16 protein-coding genes are annotated in these 16,376 nt (G+C 45.8%); 11 read left to right on the top strand and 5 right to left on the bottom strand.

Annotation, left to right across the window (positions count from 1 at the left end; genetic code table 11):
* Positions 1-68: 68 nt before the first annotated feature.
* Positions 69-782, bottom strand: a complete 714-nt coding sequence (gene folM / locus ACXACM_RS00920; protein ID WP_474819165.1) for a dihydromonapterin reductase — start codon at positions 780-782, stop codon at positions 69-71.
* A 152-nt stretch (positions 783-934) separates the two neighbouring features.
* Here folM and folE point away from each other — a divergent pair, with 152 nt between their 5' ends.
* Together folE and ACXACM_RS00910 are read left to right on the top strand one after the other, a co-directional pair.
* Positions 935-1,621 carry a GTP cyclohydrolase I FolE gene (gene folE, locus ACXACM_RS00915; RefSeq protein WP_474819163.1) on the top strand — a complete coding sequence of 229 codons (687 nt, stop codon included), beginning with the start codon at positions 935-937 and terminating at the stop codon, positions 1,619-1,621.
* A 109-nt stretch (positions 1,622-1,730) separates the two neighbouring features.
* Positions 1,731-2,735, top strand: a complete 1,005-nt coding sequence (locus ACXACM_RS00910; RefSeq protein WP_474824183.1) for an RHS repeat-associated core domain-containing protein — start codon at positions 1,731-1,733, stop codon at positions 2,733-2,735.
* An 818-nt stretch (positions 2,736-3,553) separates the two neighbouring features.
* On the opposite strand, the gene ACXACM_RS00905 is transcribed toward ACXACM_RS00910, so the two are convergent.
* Positions 3,554-3,763 carry a hypothetical protein gene (locus ACXACM_RS00905; protein WP_474819161.1) on the bottom strand — a complete coding sequence of 70 codons (210 nt, stop codon included), beginning with the start codon at positions 3,761-3,763 and terminating at the stop codon, positions 3,554-3,556.
* Between the two features lie 281 nt (positions 3,764-4,044).
* Positions 4,045-5,997: an alpha-amylase family glycosyl hydrolase gene (locus tag ACXACM_RS00900; RefSeq protein WP_474819159.1), complete on the bottom strand. Its 1,953-nt coding sequence runs from the start codon at positions 5,995-5,997 to the stop codon at positions 4,045-4,047.
* 342 nt (positions 5,998-6,339) lie between these two features.
* Here ACXACM_RS00900 and ACXACM_RS00895 point away from each other — a divergent pair, with 342 nt between their 5' ends.
* Both ACXACM_RS00895 and ACXACM_RS00890 read left to right on the top strand, forming a co-directional pair.
* Positions 6,340-7,563, top strand: coding sequence for an MFS transporter (locus ACXACM_RS00895; RefSeq protein ID WP_474824181.1), 1,224 nt, complete (start codon positions 6,340-6,342; stop codon positions 7,561-7,563).
* Complete coding sequence (locus ACXACM_RS00890) at positions 7,547-8,431, top strand: ROK family protein (protein WP_474819157.1); 885 nt, start codon at positions 7,547-7,549, stop codon at positions 8,429-8,431. Before ACXACM_RS00895 ends, ACXACM_RS00890 begins: the two co-directional genes overlap by 17 nt.
* Before the next feature lie 43 nt (positions 8,432-8,474).
* Here the strand turns inward: ACXACM_RS00890 and gloA2 are convergent, their stop codons facing one another.
* Complete coding sequence (gloA2, locus tag ACXACM_RS00885; protein WP_474824179.1) at positions 8,475-8,858, bottom strand: SMU1112c/YaeR family gloxylase I-like metalloprotein; 384 nt, start codon at positions 8,856-8,858, stop codon at positions 8,475-8,477.
* Positions 8,859-8,866: 8 nt separating this feature from the next.
* Positions 8,867-9,820 carry an aldo/keto reductase gene (locus ACXACM_RS00880; protein WP_474819156.1) on the bottom strand — a complete coding sequence of 318 codons (954 nt, stop codon included), beginning with the start codon at positions 9,818-9,820 and terminating at the stop codon, positions 8,867-8,869.
* Between the two features lie 134 nt (positions 9,821-9,954).
* Between ACXACM_RS00880 and ACXACM_RS00875 the strand changes: the two genes are divergently transcribed.
* From ACXACM_RS00875 to ACXACM_RS00845, 7 genes are all read left to right on the top strand, one after another.
* A complete protein-coding gene (locus ACXACM_RS00875) occupies positions 9,955-10,488 on the top strand; it encodes a lipocalin family protein (protein ID WP_474819155.1) in 534 nt (177 codons plus the stop codon).
* Positions 10,489-10,557: 69 nt separating this feature from the next.
* Positions 10,558-11,118, top strand: a complete 561-nt coding sequence (locus ACXACM_RS00870; protein WP_474819154.1) for a PhnA domain-containing protein — start codon at positions 10,558-10,560, stop codon at positions 11,116-11,118.
* 112 nt (positions 11,119-11,230) lie between these two features.
* Entirely contained in the window at positions 11,231-12,277 is a 1,047-nt protein-coding gene (pyrC, locus tag ACXACM_RS00865; RefSeq protein ID WP_474819153.1) for a dihydroorotase, read from the top strand.
* A complete protein-coding gene (locus ACXACM_RS00860; protein WP_474819152.1) occupies positions 12,247-13,821 on the top strand; it encodes a transporter substrate-binding domain-containing protein in 1,575 nt (524 codons plus the stop codon). Before pyrC ends, ACXACM_RS00860 begins: the two co-directional genes overlap by 31 nt.
* Positions 13,818-15,200: an ATP-dependent RNA helicase DbpA gene (dbpA, locus tag ACXACM_RS00855; RefSeq protein WP_474819150.1), complete on the top strand. Its 1,383-nt coding sequence runs from the start codon at positions 13,818-13,820 to the stop codon at positions 15,198-15,200. The genes ACXACM_RS00860 and dbpA overlap by 4 nt, the downstream gene beginning before the upstream one ends.
* A gap of 33 nt (positions 15,201-15,233) precedes the next feature.
* Positions 15,234-15,641 (top strand): ACT domain-containing protein, encoded by a 408-nt coding sequence (locus ACXACM_RS00850; RefSeq protein WP_474819148.1) that lies wholly within the window; start codon positions 15,234-15,236, stop codon positions 15,639-15,641.
* Between the two features lie 117 nt (positions 15,642-15,758).
* Positions 15,759-16,373, top strand: a complete 615-nt coding sequence (locus tag ACXACM_RS00845; RefSeq protein ID WP_474819147.1) for an RraA family protein — start codon at positions 15,759-15,761, stop codon at positions 16,371-16,373.
* Positions 16,374-16,376: the final 3 nt, after the last annotated feature.

The raw sequence follows: 16,376 nt of genomic DNA, 5'->3' as shown, positions 1-16,376 counted from the left end.
GTTGCGGTTAAGAGACTGGGCGAGTATACCTCGCCCTCTTTCATACACCAATACAGTAAGGTTCAAAACTAGCTGAATTTGAGGTGTCGGCCGCCGTTTACCTGTAGCGACTCTCCGGTTACATACGTGGCCCGAAGCAAATAGTTTACTGCGTCCACAGCGGCTGTTGCGCCGGGTTCGCAGGCCATAAGCGATTTCGCTAACGCCTTTTGTTTATATGCCTCATCGTCGTGTTCATTGAACATCAACAGCGCAGGGGCAATGGTGTTAACTTTAACCTTCGGCGCCAGCAAGCGCGCGAATGATAAGGTTAAATTGTGCAATGCAGCTTTGCTTGCCGCATAGGCCAGATGTTTGTCACTGCCGGCGTCTTGTACGAAGTCAGTGATGTGGATGATATCAGCCTGGCCGTCTGGATTTGAAAGCAGTGAGGAAAGCCCCATATTTAAAAGGTAAGGCGCTTTAGCATGGATTTGCATCATCTGGTCAAAGAGCCGGGCGTAATTGGTTTGCTGCTTTTCAGAATCCCACTGTGAGGCATTGTGAATTATGGCACGTAAACCCGGGGTATTGGTTTTTATTTCATCAATGCATCGCGCTATACCGTCGTCAGTGCTAAAATCGGCCTGAATAGCTGTCGCTCCCGCTGCGGTGAGCGCATCTACTGCGGGTTTGTGTGTGCGGTATGTTATTATTACCGCCTCGCCTTTAGCGAGTAAATCATTGGCAATGGCCAAGCCAACCCGTTGTGACGCGCCGGTTATCAAAATAGGGTGAGGCAAAACAGGCTCCTTAGTGTTTAGTTATGCGTACTTGGTTGTATGGCATTTGGCACAAATTAAAACATGAAATTTGTGTCATTTTCACTGATTAAGTGGTCTGTAAAGGCATATTTTTACGTTATAAAGTAATTTGGTGGTTTCGGAAAAAAGCAATGTTATCTAATGAAGCGGTAGTGGTACGAGATGCAATAGAACCTGGTTTGTCCTCATCGGCAATTCTGGTTAGAAAGGCATTAGAAGCACATGGGTTGGAAACACCCATGGTGCACAATGGGTTGTCGAATGACGAAAAGCGCGCTCGCATCGAAGCCGCGATGACAGACATCATGGACACGCTCGGTTTAGACCGCGCTGATGACAGCTTAGCCGAAACCCCTGCACGCATTGCCAAAATGTACGTCAATGAAATTTTTGGTGGGCTGGACTATCGCAATTTTCCGAAGATCACAGTCATTGAAAATAAGATGAAGCTGAACCAGCCGGTGCAAGTATCAGACATCAGTCTCACCAGTACCTGTGAACATCACTTTGTTACTATAGATGGCACGGCAAGCGTTGCCTATATCCCCAAAGACACCGTTATCGGCTTGTCGAAACTCAACCGTTTAGTGAGCTTCTTCGCGCAGCGACCACAAGTGCAAGAGCGACTAACACAGCAAGTGCTGGTTGCCATTCAAACCCTGGCCGGTACTGAAGATGTGGCAGTAAGTATTAATGCCACACATTACTGCGTAAAAGCGCGGGGCATTAGAGACACTAATTCCTATACCAAAACCGCTGCACTCGGCGGCGTGTTTAATACTGACCCTATTTTACGGCAGGGCTTTTTTCAGTCTTAGATGTAAACGGGATGCAGGCCGATTGGCCTGTTATGAGCCCAGCTAATGATAGGTTTTTGTCTATGTGAACCTAACTTTAGCTGGGTAAACCAACGTTGTTTGCTTGTTTGTGCCACTACACACCTTTGACAAGCAAAACAGATTACCCCGAGCTACTTCAACAGGCACTACGCTCAACCTTCGTTACGACCCCGATGGCAGACTGTCAGAACACAATCTTAATGGTAATAAAACGGACTTCTTACACGACGACAATGAGTTAATTTTGGAGTACAGCAGTACGGGAAGTATTTTGCGACGTTATATACATGGCATTGCAGATGATGATCCTGTGCTTTGGTATGAAGGGAGTGGTACAGCCAACAAACGATATTTATTAGCAGATGAAAAAGGGACCATAATATCGGAAACAGATAGTTCAGGCGCTGTTGTTCAAACTCATCAGTATGACGCTTTTGGCTTGCCAATGAATGACAGTAATTCTCGCTTCAGATATACCGGCCAAATACTTCTGGAAGGAACAAGCCTCTATTACTACAAAGCACGGATTTATCATCCAAAGCTAGGTCGATTCCTGCAAACTGACCCGATTGGCTACGCCGACCAAATGAATTTGTATGGTTATGTGCATAATGATCCAGTCAATTTTATCGACCCAACAGGCTTGTGCACAGGTAGTAGAATTAAAAATGAGGATGGAACATGCCGAAGTGGCGGTTTTACTACCGGAATACAAGGTAATGCAGGGGCTTTTGCACAAAAGAGAGGCTTTGCTGATAAATTGGTACGTAATGCAAGTAAGTTTGGTGAAGCTTTTGAGTTTAAATTAGGGCCTGCTTTTGGTTTTCATGGAGAAAAGTGTGCGGGCGGAGAGTTGCAATTTGGCAAGCTGACTATGGGCCTCAGTGCAGATAAAATCACACAACGTAATAGTAGTATTTACGGTACGGAATCTATAACTAGAGAAAGTGGAGTTGTCGGCTGGAAAGTCAATGAGTCTTCAGCGAATCTCGACTATGGGAAGTTTAGTGCTGGAACAACTATAATTCTTCTCGGTGTCGAAGTCTCTGTAGATTTTAGAATGATATCTGATGCAGTTACTAATTGGGATTGATTTTGAATAATAGGAAATTTGTATATATTGCTATAGTCAGCTTTATATGTGCACTTGTTCTTACAAAAATAAATATACAGTATGAGCAGTACCACTGGCTTAAATATTTAGTGACTGCATTAATGCTGTTATTCTTCTTAATGGCTATTGTTGTTAGTATTAGGTGTGTAATTTATGTTTGGAAAAATAGAGATTTGTACAGGCCTGAAGAGCTAGCTTTTTTATTAACTATGGCGCTAATCTTCAATGTTGTCTTTGGTTATTTTTTCCTCGTTTATTCAAAGATCAAGAGAATGGGGAATAGTGAGGCTGAATAGCTAGCTGATAGAGGCATAGTTTTTATCCGACTATAAATAACCCTGTTTTTATATTAGCCGCTCAATCGAGCGGCTTTCTTATGCACAAGAGAAAACGAATGTTGTAAGGATTTTCTTTTGCTTTGGAAACAGCTTTCTGTGACCCGCTACAATTGCCATGCTGAATCCATTGGGGATTATTATCCCGTTAATTGTGTATTTTATGGATAATTATCCCCTTTTTTGCACTAAGGGTAGTTATTCACAAATATCTCTTTCACCAACTGTGCTTTTGAGAATATCAACTGACAAGTGCGATACTTGCAGCCACATGCCAAACCAATCAAGTCGGGCGGCAAAAACCAAGCGAGCTGATTTTGCAGATGCATTACAGCTAACTAAACAAAGGGTGACAGATAGTTAAATAAAGATGGAGCAACTGTCTATACGTTCGACAAAGCAGCGTTAGCAATAGGCGTTACTACACTACCTTAAAAATTTGAACAATGGGGTAGTGGTGAATTACCTGATGGGCAATTCAGTGGAAGAGAGTGATACGACTAAGTTGATTTGTTCTCCAATACCATCCGCTGGTACTACTTCCACTATCGTATTACACTTTTCACAGGCAACCTGCCGTTCTATGTACATCTCTTTAGCGGGGTTGATTTCAAGTGCATTAATGTGGCTGCAATGCGGGCACAAAAATTCTTGTTGGCGTATCGCGTTCATCGTTATTCCTTACAAACTTATCTGCGGCTTCATATCCGTGAAACCCTATTTCACTGAAAGCGCTTGCGCCCCTTGCTATTAAAAGGAAGCGAAAACTATAAGTAACTCACATTGCCCTTAGGCAATGTCTGCCACCGATGGCATGAAGTATAGTCTATTTTTCAGCATGTAAAGCCAGATTTAAAAAAGAATTGCAATTATTTACGAATTAAATGAGATATGGTTCTAAAAAAGCCTACACGAGTGTGTAGGCCATGTGAGTTTTACGGCTTGTTATGCTGCTATTGGGCAAACAACCAGCACTGCTGATACGGTGCTACTGACAGAGATTGCTCTTTACCGCTGAGCGTTTCATCATTTAATAAGTCGCGGGCTGGCTTCTGCTCCAGCGCCTGCAAAACCAAGCCATCGACCACCTGATGCTGTTCGCTAAAATTACAGATGACCAATAGCTTCTCTCCAGCGACATTTTGGCGGATGAACGCAAAGCAATGAGGATTGCCTGTATCCAGGATTGAGGTACTGGCATTACCAAACACCCGATGAGTCCTGCGAACGTTAAGCATGTCTCTTAAACCGTTAAATACCCGACGTTGACATTGAGCCGTAATATTTTTAGCTGGCTCGTCCTGTATCAATACATTGTCTATCTGCGCTTGGGTAACGGCAATACGGTTCACCCAGCGATCGTCATGGCGTTTTGCTTCATCATCACGATAGCTGTAGTCATTTAATAAGCCGAGCTCGTCACTGGAGTACAATAAGGGAATACCGCCGATGGCAAACGTTACGCCATAAAGTAACAACATGCGCTGAATAGCCATCTCGATTTCCTGCTCGTCCAGCGTGACCATGGCTTTTTCCAAGCCACACAGGGACGCGAGTGAACCGCACACCCGGCAATCGCCGTTCGAAGGGTTTTCAGCAAAAGGCACACCTGATGCGAATGAACCATCAAAGCGGCCAGTGTAAAACTGGTTTAAAAAGTAACGGTGATCGTGCGGGTTTATACCTAAATCGTAAGACACTGCATCGTCGAAAGTCCACCCTATGTCATCGTGGCACCGCACGTAATTTACCCAGGTTGTGTCTTGCGGAATACTAAAGCTCTTTTTCATAGACTGGGTAAGTAAGCGTGTTTTACGCGTGGCCAAACTGTTCCATAACAATGCCATTAGAAGAGGGTTGTAAGACAACTGGCACTCGTCTTTGTGAATATATTTTACGACTTCATCAGGGTGCACAATTGCTTCAGATTTAAATACCACCGCAGGTGCTACAATTTGTAAGCATGCGTTGAAAGCCTGGATTAGCCTGTGAGCATTTGGCTGGTTCTCACAATCGGTACCAATTTCCTTCCATATAAAAGCGAGTGCATCCAGGCGCAGACCCGCACATCCGATATTCGCAAGAAACAGCATTTCAGACGTGATGGCATTGAATACTTCAGGGTTGCTGTAGTTTAGATCCCACTGAAAACTATTGAATGTAGTCCATACCCATTTTTCCATGTGGTCATTGAAGGTAAAACTGCCACGTCGGACCTGCGGAAATATTTCCCGAAGAGTATGTTCGTACTGGTCAGGAACTGTTCTGTCGTCAAACAAGTAGTAGTAATTTTGATAGGTGGGGTCACCTGCAAGAGCAGCTTTTGCCCATGCGTGCTCGTCTGAAGTATGGTTAAACACAAAATCCAATACCAGATCGATACCCGCGGATTGTAGCGCGTCAGACAGTCTCGCCAAGTCATCAGTAGTGCCAAGGGTGGGATTGACTTTGCGATAGTCAGATACCGCGTAGCCGCCATCGCTGTCGCCCTTTGGGGCATCGTACAGTGGCATCAAATGGATATATGTTATGCCCAACGCTTTGAAATAGGGGATCTTGTCGTGTAAGTCATTGAGCGTAGGTCCGAGTAGATCTACATAGCAAGCCATACCCACCTGTTCTTCCTCACGGTACCAAAGAGGGTTTTTAAGTTTGGCTGTATCCTGTGCCTTTAACTTTGCTTTTCGTGCCTTGAGACCGTCACGAAGTGTTTCGACCAGTTTGAATAAGTGGTAGTAACAATCATACTGATGACCGTATACATGAGTATAACGCTCAAACAATACCGGGAAATGGGTATCCATTCGTTGAATAAATATTGTTGCATCTTTTTTGCTTAAAGTTGACAAATCAATAGATGCTAGTATCCGGTCTAAACACTGTTTACTATCGGCTGCATAACTCATCACTATCACTCCTGCCACTCATCATATTATTCAATGTTTGATGGTGGTATTTCACATTTAGTTCACATGAATGTTTACAGACATTCTGCATTCTGTTAATTTATCTTAAACGATTAAGATGTTTTTGCAAACTTTCTCTAACGTTATTTTGAAAGAGATTCAGTATTAGGTTGGTGGCTGGATAAACGCAGTTTCATCTTAGAATCACTATGCAAATGAAAATGAAATGTTAAAACACGACGCGGCAGTAACGGAGTTGCTATAATCCGTATCACCAGTTTGTAGATGAGGCCCAGTATGCAACAGTCAAATAGCCAGTTTATTCGCTGGCTTACTTACTTAATGTTTATGATGTTTGCGATGACATCAGACTCCGTAGGCGAAATTATTAAAGAAGTGAAGGTGGCTTTTGATGTCACAAACGCCCAGGCGAGTCTAATGCACTCTTTGCCAATGCTGGGAATTGCACTTTCAGGGTTATTGCTTGGGTTTCTGGCTGACAGGTTGGGGCGAAAAGTTACAATTATTCTGGGTTTAAGTGTGTTTGGTATTGCCTGCTACAGCTTTTTTATCGCTAATAATTTTGTTTTAATCGTCAGCCTTATGACGTTGTCTGGTATTGCTGTTGGCATCTTTAAAACGGGCGCCCTCGCACTAATCGGAGATATTTCAACTTCGACGCGTCAGCACACTTCAACAATGAATGGCGCTGAAGCGTTTTTTGGTGTTGGAGCTATCATCGGGCCACTTATAGTTGCCTTTTTAATCCACAAAGGCGTTCCTTGGCAATATCTGTATATAATTGCCGGTGGTATGTGCACACTACTCATCCTCATAGCTGTTTTTGTAAAGTATCCTAGCTATATGAAGGCCAATGCTGATGCTGCTGAAAAGGTGTCAATGCGGCAAAGTCTGAGCTTGGTAAAGAATCCATATGCTTTAGGATTCTCTTTAGGCGCATTCCTGTATGTTGCCGCCGAAAGTGCGATTTACGTATGGATGCCCAGTTATTTGGTGTGTGATGCCACCACTATTAAAGCCACTTACACTTGTTACAGCGAGGGGATTTCCCAAACGCTAGCCATTTATTCAGTAACGGCCTTCTTTATTCTGCGTGCTGCCGGCCGATTTTTAGGTATATGGATGATGGCGCGTTTCAATTGGTCGCTGGTCCTATTACTTTTTAGTGGGGCAATTGTGTTATGCTTCGCCGGCGGATTAGCTGGCGGTAAACAAGTTGCTCTGTATTTATTCCCGCTCACAGGCATTTTTATGTCAGTTATATATCCGACATTCAACTCGAAAGGGATCAGCTGTTTTCCTAAACATCAGCATGGTTCTGTAGCTGGAGTGATTTTGTTTTTCACGGCTGCAGGTGCTGCTGCTGGTCCTTTCATTATGGGGCTGGTCAGTGATGCCATGGGTGGGGATGCGAAATATGGTTTCATGGTGGCCAGTGTGTTTGCCAGTCTGTTGTTTATCGGGCTGTTGTATAATTATTTGAAAAACCCGACGCTTACGCGTTTGAAAACCATTGAGGCCACAGAATATGGCGTTGAAAAATGAATACTATGCGGTTATTGAAGCCGGTGGGACGAAGTTCAACTGTGCAATCGTTAATAATAATCGCGAAATTTTAGCAGATGTTCGCATTCCCACTACCACTCCGGAAGAGACGTTATCAGCGTGTGTTAGCTTTTTTAAGGCACAACGGGAAGCGGGCTATGCTTTTTCTAGAATGGGTATTGGTAGTTTTGGTCCGCTAGATCTGGACGAAAAATCAAAAACTTTTGGTTATGTAACGAAAACACCAAAACCACATTGGACGTTTGCTGCAATATCACCGTATTTTGAAGAAGCCCTCGGCTGTGAAGTTGTCATTGATACAGACGTTAATGCGGCGGCGTTAGCGGAAGCGCGTTGGGGTGCGGCACAAGACACGTCAGTTTCTGTGTATATCACCGTAGGCACGGGCGTTGGTGGAGGTGTCGTGGTAAACGGCAAACCGCTTCACGGGTTAGTTCACCCTGAAATTGGTCATATGACAGTAATTCCGCCGGAAGGTATGGAAGGTGTGTGTCCTTTCCACAAAAACTGTGTGGAAGGGTTAGCGTCGGGCCGCTCATTGGGCAAAATATGGGGGCAACCATCGGAAACCCTGCCTGATGATCACGAAGCCTGGGATAAGTTGACAGACGTGTTGTCGCAGCTTTGCCATAACCTCTTGGTCGCGTTTAGTGCTCAGCGTATTGTATTCGGCGGTGGTGTGATGCAAAAAGCCGGTATGATTGAACACATTGTTGCTAAAACCGAGAAAAGCCTGAATGGCTATATCGTTTACCCTGAAGGCGTAACCCTTGAAGATATTATTGTATTGCCAGGCCTTGGGACTCACTCTGGTATGTTAGGCGCACTTGCGCTACTTGACCAGTAAATCGCACTTGAGTTGAAAAAAGGTACCGCGCTGGTACCTTTTTTTATATCTCGTATAATTCTAAAGGCAATCCATCAGGGTCGTTAAAGAACGTAAAACGTTTACCGGTGTATTCATCTACCCTGATTGTTTCGCTTTCTACGCCCTGTTCACTTAGTCTGGCTACAGCACTATCGAGGTTGTCGACGCGAAAAGCCAGATGTCTCAACCCTTGTGCTTCCGGCCGGGAAGGGCGCGTTGGCGCATCAGGAAAAGAGAAAAGCTCAATTTGTGAACCATCAGGCAGTGCTAAATCACATTTGTAAGACTGACGACTTTCCCGGTAATTTTCATCTAACACGTCAAAACCGAGAACATCGGTATAGAAATGTTTGGATACGGGGTAATTACTGCAAATAATGGCAATGTGATGAAACCCTTTCAGCATGTCGTTTTTCATGGAAGCTCGTTTCCTCGCGCGGCAACAAGCAGGGCGTACCAGTCTTCCCGACTTAAACTAAGGCTTGCCGCTTCTGCACAATTTGCGATGCGCTGCACGTTCGTCGTACCTATAACGGGTTGAATGTTTGCGGGGTGGCGCATTAACCAGCCAAGTACAATCGCTTCTGCTGAAACCTCGTATTTTTTCGCCATGTTGGCCACCAGTTCTGCAGTTGCCACGTCGGCTTCGAACTCGGCATGCCCGCCGGTATACTTTCCTTGGGCGAGGCTTCCCCATGCCTGAAGTTGCACTTTATTTTGCATGCAATATTCAAGTGTACCGGGCGCATAACCCATGTTTCTATTCTCTGTGCTATTCGTCGTGATTCCGTCTTCCAGCCAATCGCGAAATGCCAGGCTCATTTCCAGTTGATTAGCCACAATTGGGGTATCGAGCGCACTTTGCAGAAATTCAATTTGATAACCGTGCATATTTGATACGCCAAGATGGACGATTTTACCAGATTGCTGCAGTTGCTCGACAGTAGTAGCAACTTCGCTGAGTTCCATCAGGGGGTCGGGGCGATGCAACAACAATACATCGAGCTGCTCTATGCCTAAGCGTTGAAGAATGTTGTCTACGGAATGGGTGATCCACTGGGAAGAAAAATCGTACCGTTTAGGCCCGATTTCATCCTCGAATCGAATTGCGCATTTCGATTGTAAAATCATCTGATCACGAAGGGATGGCTGTTGACTTAGTACTTTCCCAAATGCTTGTTCTGCTTTCGAAAAGGTATAGATATCCGCATGATCAAATACGGTAATGCCATTTTCCAAAGCAGTATGAATTACAGATTCAGCTTGCTTTACATCGGCGTCTGAAAGCGGGTTTTTATTCCATCCTCCGCCTAAGCCCATGCAGCCATAAACCAGAGCGCTCGCAGTGGGAAAGTAGTGATTTAACATCGCGTATCCTATAGGTTTTTATCAGAGCTAAAGGTTAGCACGAATAACGTGGTCGATAACCCTGTTACAAACGTATGTAGAATGAATAAGTTCATTATTGACCGAAAGTTTCCAACTAAGGGTGTTGTAGATTGATGAAAAATAAAATTAGGTATTTGTTGCTTACCTTACTTGGGATTGTATTTACAGCAGGTTGTACGTCAAAGCCCGACGGAGTTGAGCCCATTGACAATTTTCAGTTAGATAGATACCTCGGTCAGTGGTATGAAATAGCTCGCTTGCCTCATTCTTTTGAAGACGGTCTCTCACAGGTAACAGCAACTTACACTCTCAGAGAAGACGGTGGCATTAACGTTATTAACAGAGGCTTCGACGCCAGAAATGGTGAATGGAATGAAGCGAAGGGGAAAGCTTACTTTGTAAAAGACCCGCAAACCGCTTATTTGAAGGTGTCTTTTTTTGGCCCTTTTTACGCCAGTTATCTGGTAGTGGAATTAGATGAAAACTACAACTATGCCATGGTGACTGGACCTGATCGTGACTACTTGTGGATCTTATCAAGAACACCGGTTCTGGATGAGAAAATTCTGTCATCTTTAGTCAATAAAGCAAAAGCCTGGGGTTATAACACGAGCAAATTGATTTACGTTGAACATCAGGAAAAATGAACTCGAACGCTTAAGTGCAATAAAAACCCTGATATAATAAAGGTTTTATTACACTTAAGGATAGATAAAGTGGAAGATCGCGTTTTAACACGGGCAGGCCACAGTTGTGAATTTTGTGGCAGCAAAGACCTCGTCGCCTTATACGAGGTACCCTTTTCACCGGCTTCTGAAGCCGATAATCATGTAGCTACCTGCCAGGTATGTCGCGATCAATTAGATGGAACTGCTCCGCTTTCCCCAGATCACTGGCGGTGTTTAAACGATGCTATCTGGTCACCAGTGGCTCCCGTTCAGGTGGTGGCGTGGCGCATGTTGCACAAACTTAAATCAGAATCCTGGGCCCAGGATCTACTCGACATTGCGTACTTGGAAGATACAGTGAAAGACTGGGGCGAAGCAGGGTTGGTTGACCTTGACAGAGAGCCTACACTGGATTGCAACGGCGTTGCGTTGAACGCTGGCGACAACGTTCATTTAGTAAAAGATCTGAACGTCAAAGGTGCAGGTTTTACCGCAAAACGTGGTACGCCTGTGCGCAATATCAGTCTTAGTGATAATCCACTTCACATCGAAGGCCGGGTTAACGGTACCCGAATTGTTATTATTGCTGCATATACGAAAAAATCCTGAGCTGTCCGGCAAGAAAGTAAAAAGTGTGTCTAATTTCTCTCTATGGGTGCAGATTTTGCAGACTTGAGGCATAATTAGCCTGTTGATTTCAGTATTTACAGGCTATCCATTCATGCAAACCCTTACCATACGAACACCGGACGATTGGCACTTACATTTTCGCGACGACGATATGTTGTTGGAAACAGTGCCAGCAACTGCGCGTTGTTTTGCCCGGGCCATTGTTATGCCCAACCTGGTACCACCGGTGACGAACGCAAGTATGGCCATGGCCTATAAAGCAAGAATTGAAGCAGCCCGTCCGGCGGGAAGCCAGTTTGAACCGCTCATGACCTTGTATCTTACTAATCAAACGACTGCGCAGGATATTGTTGAAGCGAAGCAAGCCGGCGTTGTAGCATGCAAGTTGTACCCCGCTGGTGCCACCACGAATTCGGATGCTGCGGTTAAGGGTATTGAGGCACTTTACCCTGTTTTTGAAGCAATGCAGCGTCAGGGTATGTTGTTGCTCATCCATGGTGAAGTCACTGAAAGTCACATCGATATTTTCGACCGCGAAAAAGTGTTTATCGACAAACATCTGCGGCCAATAGTAGAATCATTTCCTGAACTTAAAGTGGTGTTTGAGCATATCACCACAGCGGATGCTGCACAGTTTGTTGCAGATGCTAGCGATAAGGTGGCGGCCACAATCACACCACAGCATTTAATGTTAAACAGGAATGATCTTCTGGTGGGAGGCGTTAGGCCACATAATTATTGTTTACCTGTGTTGAAACGCAATACTCACCAAAAAGCATTGCAAGACATGGTGAAGACTGGGTCACCGAAATTCTTTCTGGGCACTGACTCGGCACCTCATGCCCGTCACAAAAAAGAAAACGCCTGTGGCTGTGCAGGTTGCTACAGTGCATGGAGTGCTATTGAACTCTACGCAGAAATTTTCGACGAGTTGGGCGCGCTGGACAAACTGGAAGGGTTTGCCAGTCTTCACGGTCCTGCATTTTATGGTTTACCGCTAAACGAAGGCACAATAACGCTTGTGGAATCACCCTGGCAGGTGCCAGAGACAGTTACGTTAGCTGATGGCACGGATATGGTGCCATTCTCAGCTGGGAAAACACTTAAATGGAAACTCGCACAGTCGCTTACGGCGTAAAGGCATTCGCGGCTGTCATACTCAGTCTGCTAATTCATGTGGCGGGCAGGGCAGAAACCCTGCCCGTTGTGCTCAATCCTATTCCATATTTCTCAACGACAAACAGTGAGGGTAAGCATCAAGGCTATCTCGTTGGATTAATTGACGGCATGATGGCATCAACGGCATACGAGGCGTCTTACCGTATCGAGCCGTTCACCCGTATGATGTCTTCGCTTTCTACACAGCCTCGCCAATTGGGAACATTCGTGGTTCGCACCCATGAGCGGGAACCGTTTTTTCATTGGATTGCCCCGATCACGTCAATACAGAATCAGCTATTTGTTACTGATGTAAAAGAGTACCAGAAAGATGCTGTAGGTGGACTGCAGGCGTTGCGAACCATTTCTGTCATGCGGGGCGATTACAGACATAACCTACTGGTGAATGCTGGGGTACCCGGCATCATGGATGTGAGTAGCTGGGAGCAAGCAATAGAAGCGGTGTTAAGAGGGCGTGTACAAGGTGTTTTTCACTCTGCACTAGGGGTGAAACTCGTGTGTCAGCGGGCTCACCTTGATTGTTCAGCGCTTAAACCCGTATACACGCACAGTACGTCTACATCGTATGTTGTGATGCCAAAATTTGCAGGTAGCGGTGCCATAGCTGAAGCGCTGATGCAGGGCGCACGTCAGTACAAAAAAACTGATGACTATAAGCTTATGGTTGAAGATGAAATAGCGCGAATGAAATCACAGGGCGTTTTGCTGGCACTTACCGACGGCGTGTTGTCCATGGGGTCTGACGGTTCAGATGCGTTAAATACCAGTTTATGGGTGCTGGGCGAGGAGGCCGGTGACTTTGCTTACCTCAATGCCGAAGGCAAAATGGCGGGCTATATTGCTGAGCTGGTCAACGCTATTCTACTCGAAGCTGATATCAGTACAGCCATACTAGCTGCCCCCTGGAAGCGAATAGTACAGGAGGCGCAGCAAAAGCCCAATGTGATGGCTTTCTCGGTTACCAGAACCGCAAGTCGCGAACCTATGTATCATTGGATAACACCGCTGACATCCAGTCGTCATGTCTTGTTCGGTAAGCCTGGTGTTCACTATTCCGGGCTGACGGACGTTCCAGGCACTATGATTGTTGCTGTTGTAAAACGAGATTTTCGTGGCGACGAAGCACGGCGTTTTGGTCTAAACACCGTAGAATACGACAGTTGGGAAGCGGCATTCTCAGCGTTGGCGGAAGGGGTTGTCGATCTGGTATTCGCGTCTGATGTTATCTTACAGCAAACCTGCGGTCGAGCCTACGCACTGTGCGGCGATATCGCTGTTCGGGCAAAACATGAGAGCAAAATGACCTGGTTAGTCATGTCCAAGTCAGGTACGTCAGAATTACTTGTCGAAAAAATAAAAACGGCGGCACAAAATGTTAAAAATGCAGACCGCTATAAGCAATGGGCTGAACGATGGGTAAAGGATGTAAACGAAAGAAGACAAACCCAGTACAGCGTCAGGGATGGCATAATTTACTTACATAAAGTCGAAAAAACACAATGACAAATTTTTCTACCCTTAGCGCTGCCCGCAGTGAGTTACACGAAGCGTTAGAGCGTATGCAGTTTTCTGCAATGACGGCGGTTCAACAAGGTACGTTACCGCTGGCACTCGAGGGACGGGATATTCTTGCCCAAGGGCAAACAGGCAGCGGAAAAACCATCGCTTTTGCATTGGCAACCCTCAATCGCGTGGTGGTGAGCGATTTTTTCACCCAGGTATTGGTACTATGTCCCACCCGGGAGCTGGCTGCGCAGGTGGCAGAGCAGTACCGCGCGGTCGGTCAGTGTATGGCAAACCTAAAAGTAATGACGCTATGTGGTGGAGAGCCAATGGGGCCACAAATTCAGTCGCTACGCCACGGTGCCCACGTGGTTGTTGGTACGCCCGGGCGAGTACTGGATCACTTGCAAAAAAGGCGCTTAAAGCTCGATGGCGCTGTTTGCCGGGTACTTGATGAGGCAGATAGAATGCTTGATATGGGTTTTTCTGAAGACGTTGATGAGATATTTTCATTCCTGCCCAATCAGACGCAAACATTACTATTTTCTGCTACATGGAACGATGGCATTAAGCGAATGGCAGAAAACTACCTTCATCAGCCACATGCTTTTAAGGCAGAGCAAGAAGAGGTCGCTAACCCGGACATTGAGCAACAGGCTTATTCAGTGGAAGAACATACTCGGGTTACGACACTGCAAGGTTTTCTGACCACGGAACAGCCAACCAAAGCGATTTTGTTTTGCAATACGCGCAAGCGTGTAACCGAAGTCACTGATGCGCTGGTGCAGGCTGGCTTTGTTGCCGCAGGTCTTCAGGGTGACATGGAACAAAGAGAGCGTACAGAAGTTCTGGCACGTTTTGCTGCTGAATCCCTGTCTGTTCTGGTGGCGACAGATGTGGCCGCTCGAGGACTGGATATTAAGGATGTGGATTGCGTCGTCAATGTTGACGTGAGTGAGGATATCGATACTCACACTCACCGTGTGGGGAGAACGGGGCGCGCCGGGTCGAAAGGGTTAGCCGTTACATTGGTGTCGCCACAAGAAAAAGATCAGTTCGACAAAATTGAAGCCTTTGCTGAAATAAAAATTCCCATCAAAGGTGGGCCTAGTTTACGCTTTCACGCAAACCGTATTAAAGCGCCCGTGTATCAGTGTATTCAGGTAAACGCAGGGAAAAAACAGAAGCTCCGTCCAGGTGATTTTCTAGGCTCTTTGGTCAAGGATGCAGATATCCCGGCAGAGGATATAGGCAAGATACAGGTTCAAAACTCTCAAAGTTTCGTGGCAGTGAAAGCGCGCAGTGTAAAGCGTGCGCTCTTGCTTTTCAGAGAGGGAAAAATCAAGGGTAAGCGGGTCAGAGCCCGTAAGCTCAATTAACGGTTGTTCGCAAAATATTGGGTGATGTTGAACATGAGTAGCGGAGAAGTGAACTTAAACCGGTTGCTAGAAGGGTTGTCTCCAAAACTCTTTGACGGGGACTTTGTGTTCGTAACTGTTTCCGAAGAAGCCTGGCAGCGCAGTAAATGGCCGATTAAGGGCGTGTTTTTCGAAGAAGAAGGCGTCACTCTGATTTTATTAAAAGAGGTTGCCGAGCAAGAAGGGTTAGCGTTTGAAGGTATATTCAGGCAAATTACCTGTCAAATACATTCAAGTCTCGACGCTGTTGGAATGACAGCAGCCATGGCGACGGCACTTACCCAGCATGGAATTAGTGCTAATGTCGTGGCAGCGTATTTTCACGATCACATTTTTGTTCCAGCCGCAAAAGCGCAAGAAGCTGTATCTGTACTGCGTGAACTTGGCAACGGCAATAAATAGCGAATCTCCCGCAGATAACCATTATTCATTCAATAAAGTCTTGTTGGCTCTATTCACTGCTATAGTTAAAAGAACTTAAAAAATTTTGCTAGCAGTACGAATGAATGGAGGCGTTAAATGTACGATAAATTCACTTCAGTATCGGTGTGTGATTACGCTGATGCGCTACCACGAGAGCAGTTTATTGACTACAGCATTCGCTCGTTGTGGGCACCAGTCCCCCGTATTGCTGGGCCCGCTTATACAGTAAAATGTGAACCTGGTGACCATCTCATGTTTCACGCTGCTGTGTACCGTGCTAATCCCGGCGACGTTATCGTGGCGCAAGCGGATGACATGTACGCGCTGGCAGGTGGCAATGTGTGCGCGATAGCACAAGAGCGGGGTATAGCTGGCTTTGTTATTGATGGTGTTATACGGGATATTGCCGAAGTGCGAGAGATGGCATTTCCGGTTTTTGCCAGGGGCGCTAGCCCTAAACCCGGAGCGAAGCAGAAACTTTCCCCTCTTAACGAGCCCATTCAATGTGGCGGTGTTAAGGTTAATCCAGGTGATATCGTCGTAGCTGACGAAGAGGGCATCGCCGTGGTGCCACTCAGTGGTGCGGAAGAAGTGTTAGATAAAGCCAGGGCCAGGGCGCAACAAGACGCCGGCATGACATTATCGCAATGGCGGGAAAATCACCTTGAAAAACTGGAATCTATCCTCACTAAGCTAGGGTTTGAAGAATAAATC

The sequence above is a fragment of the Alteromonas sp. AWQ4_252 genome, from assembly GCF_056158205.1.
The sequence above is the reverse complement of the archived record's forward strand: the minus strand, read 5'-3'. Positions and strand labels throughout refer to the sequence as shown.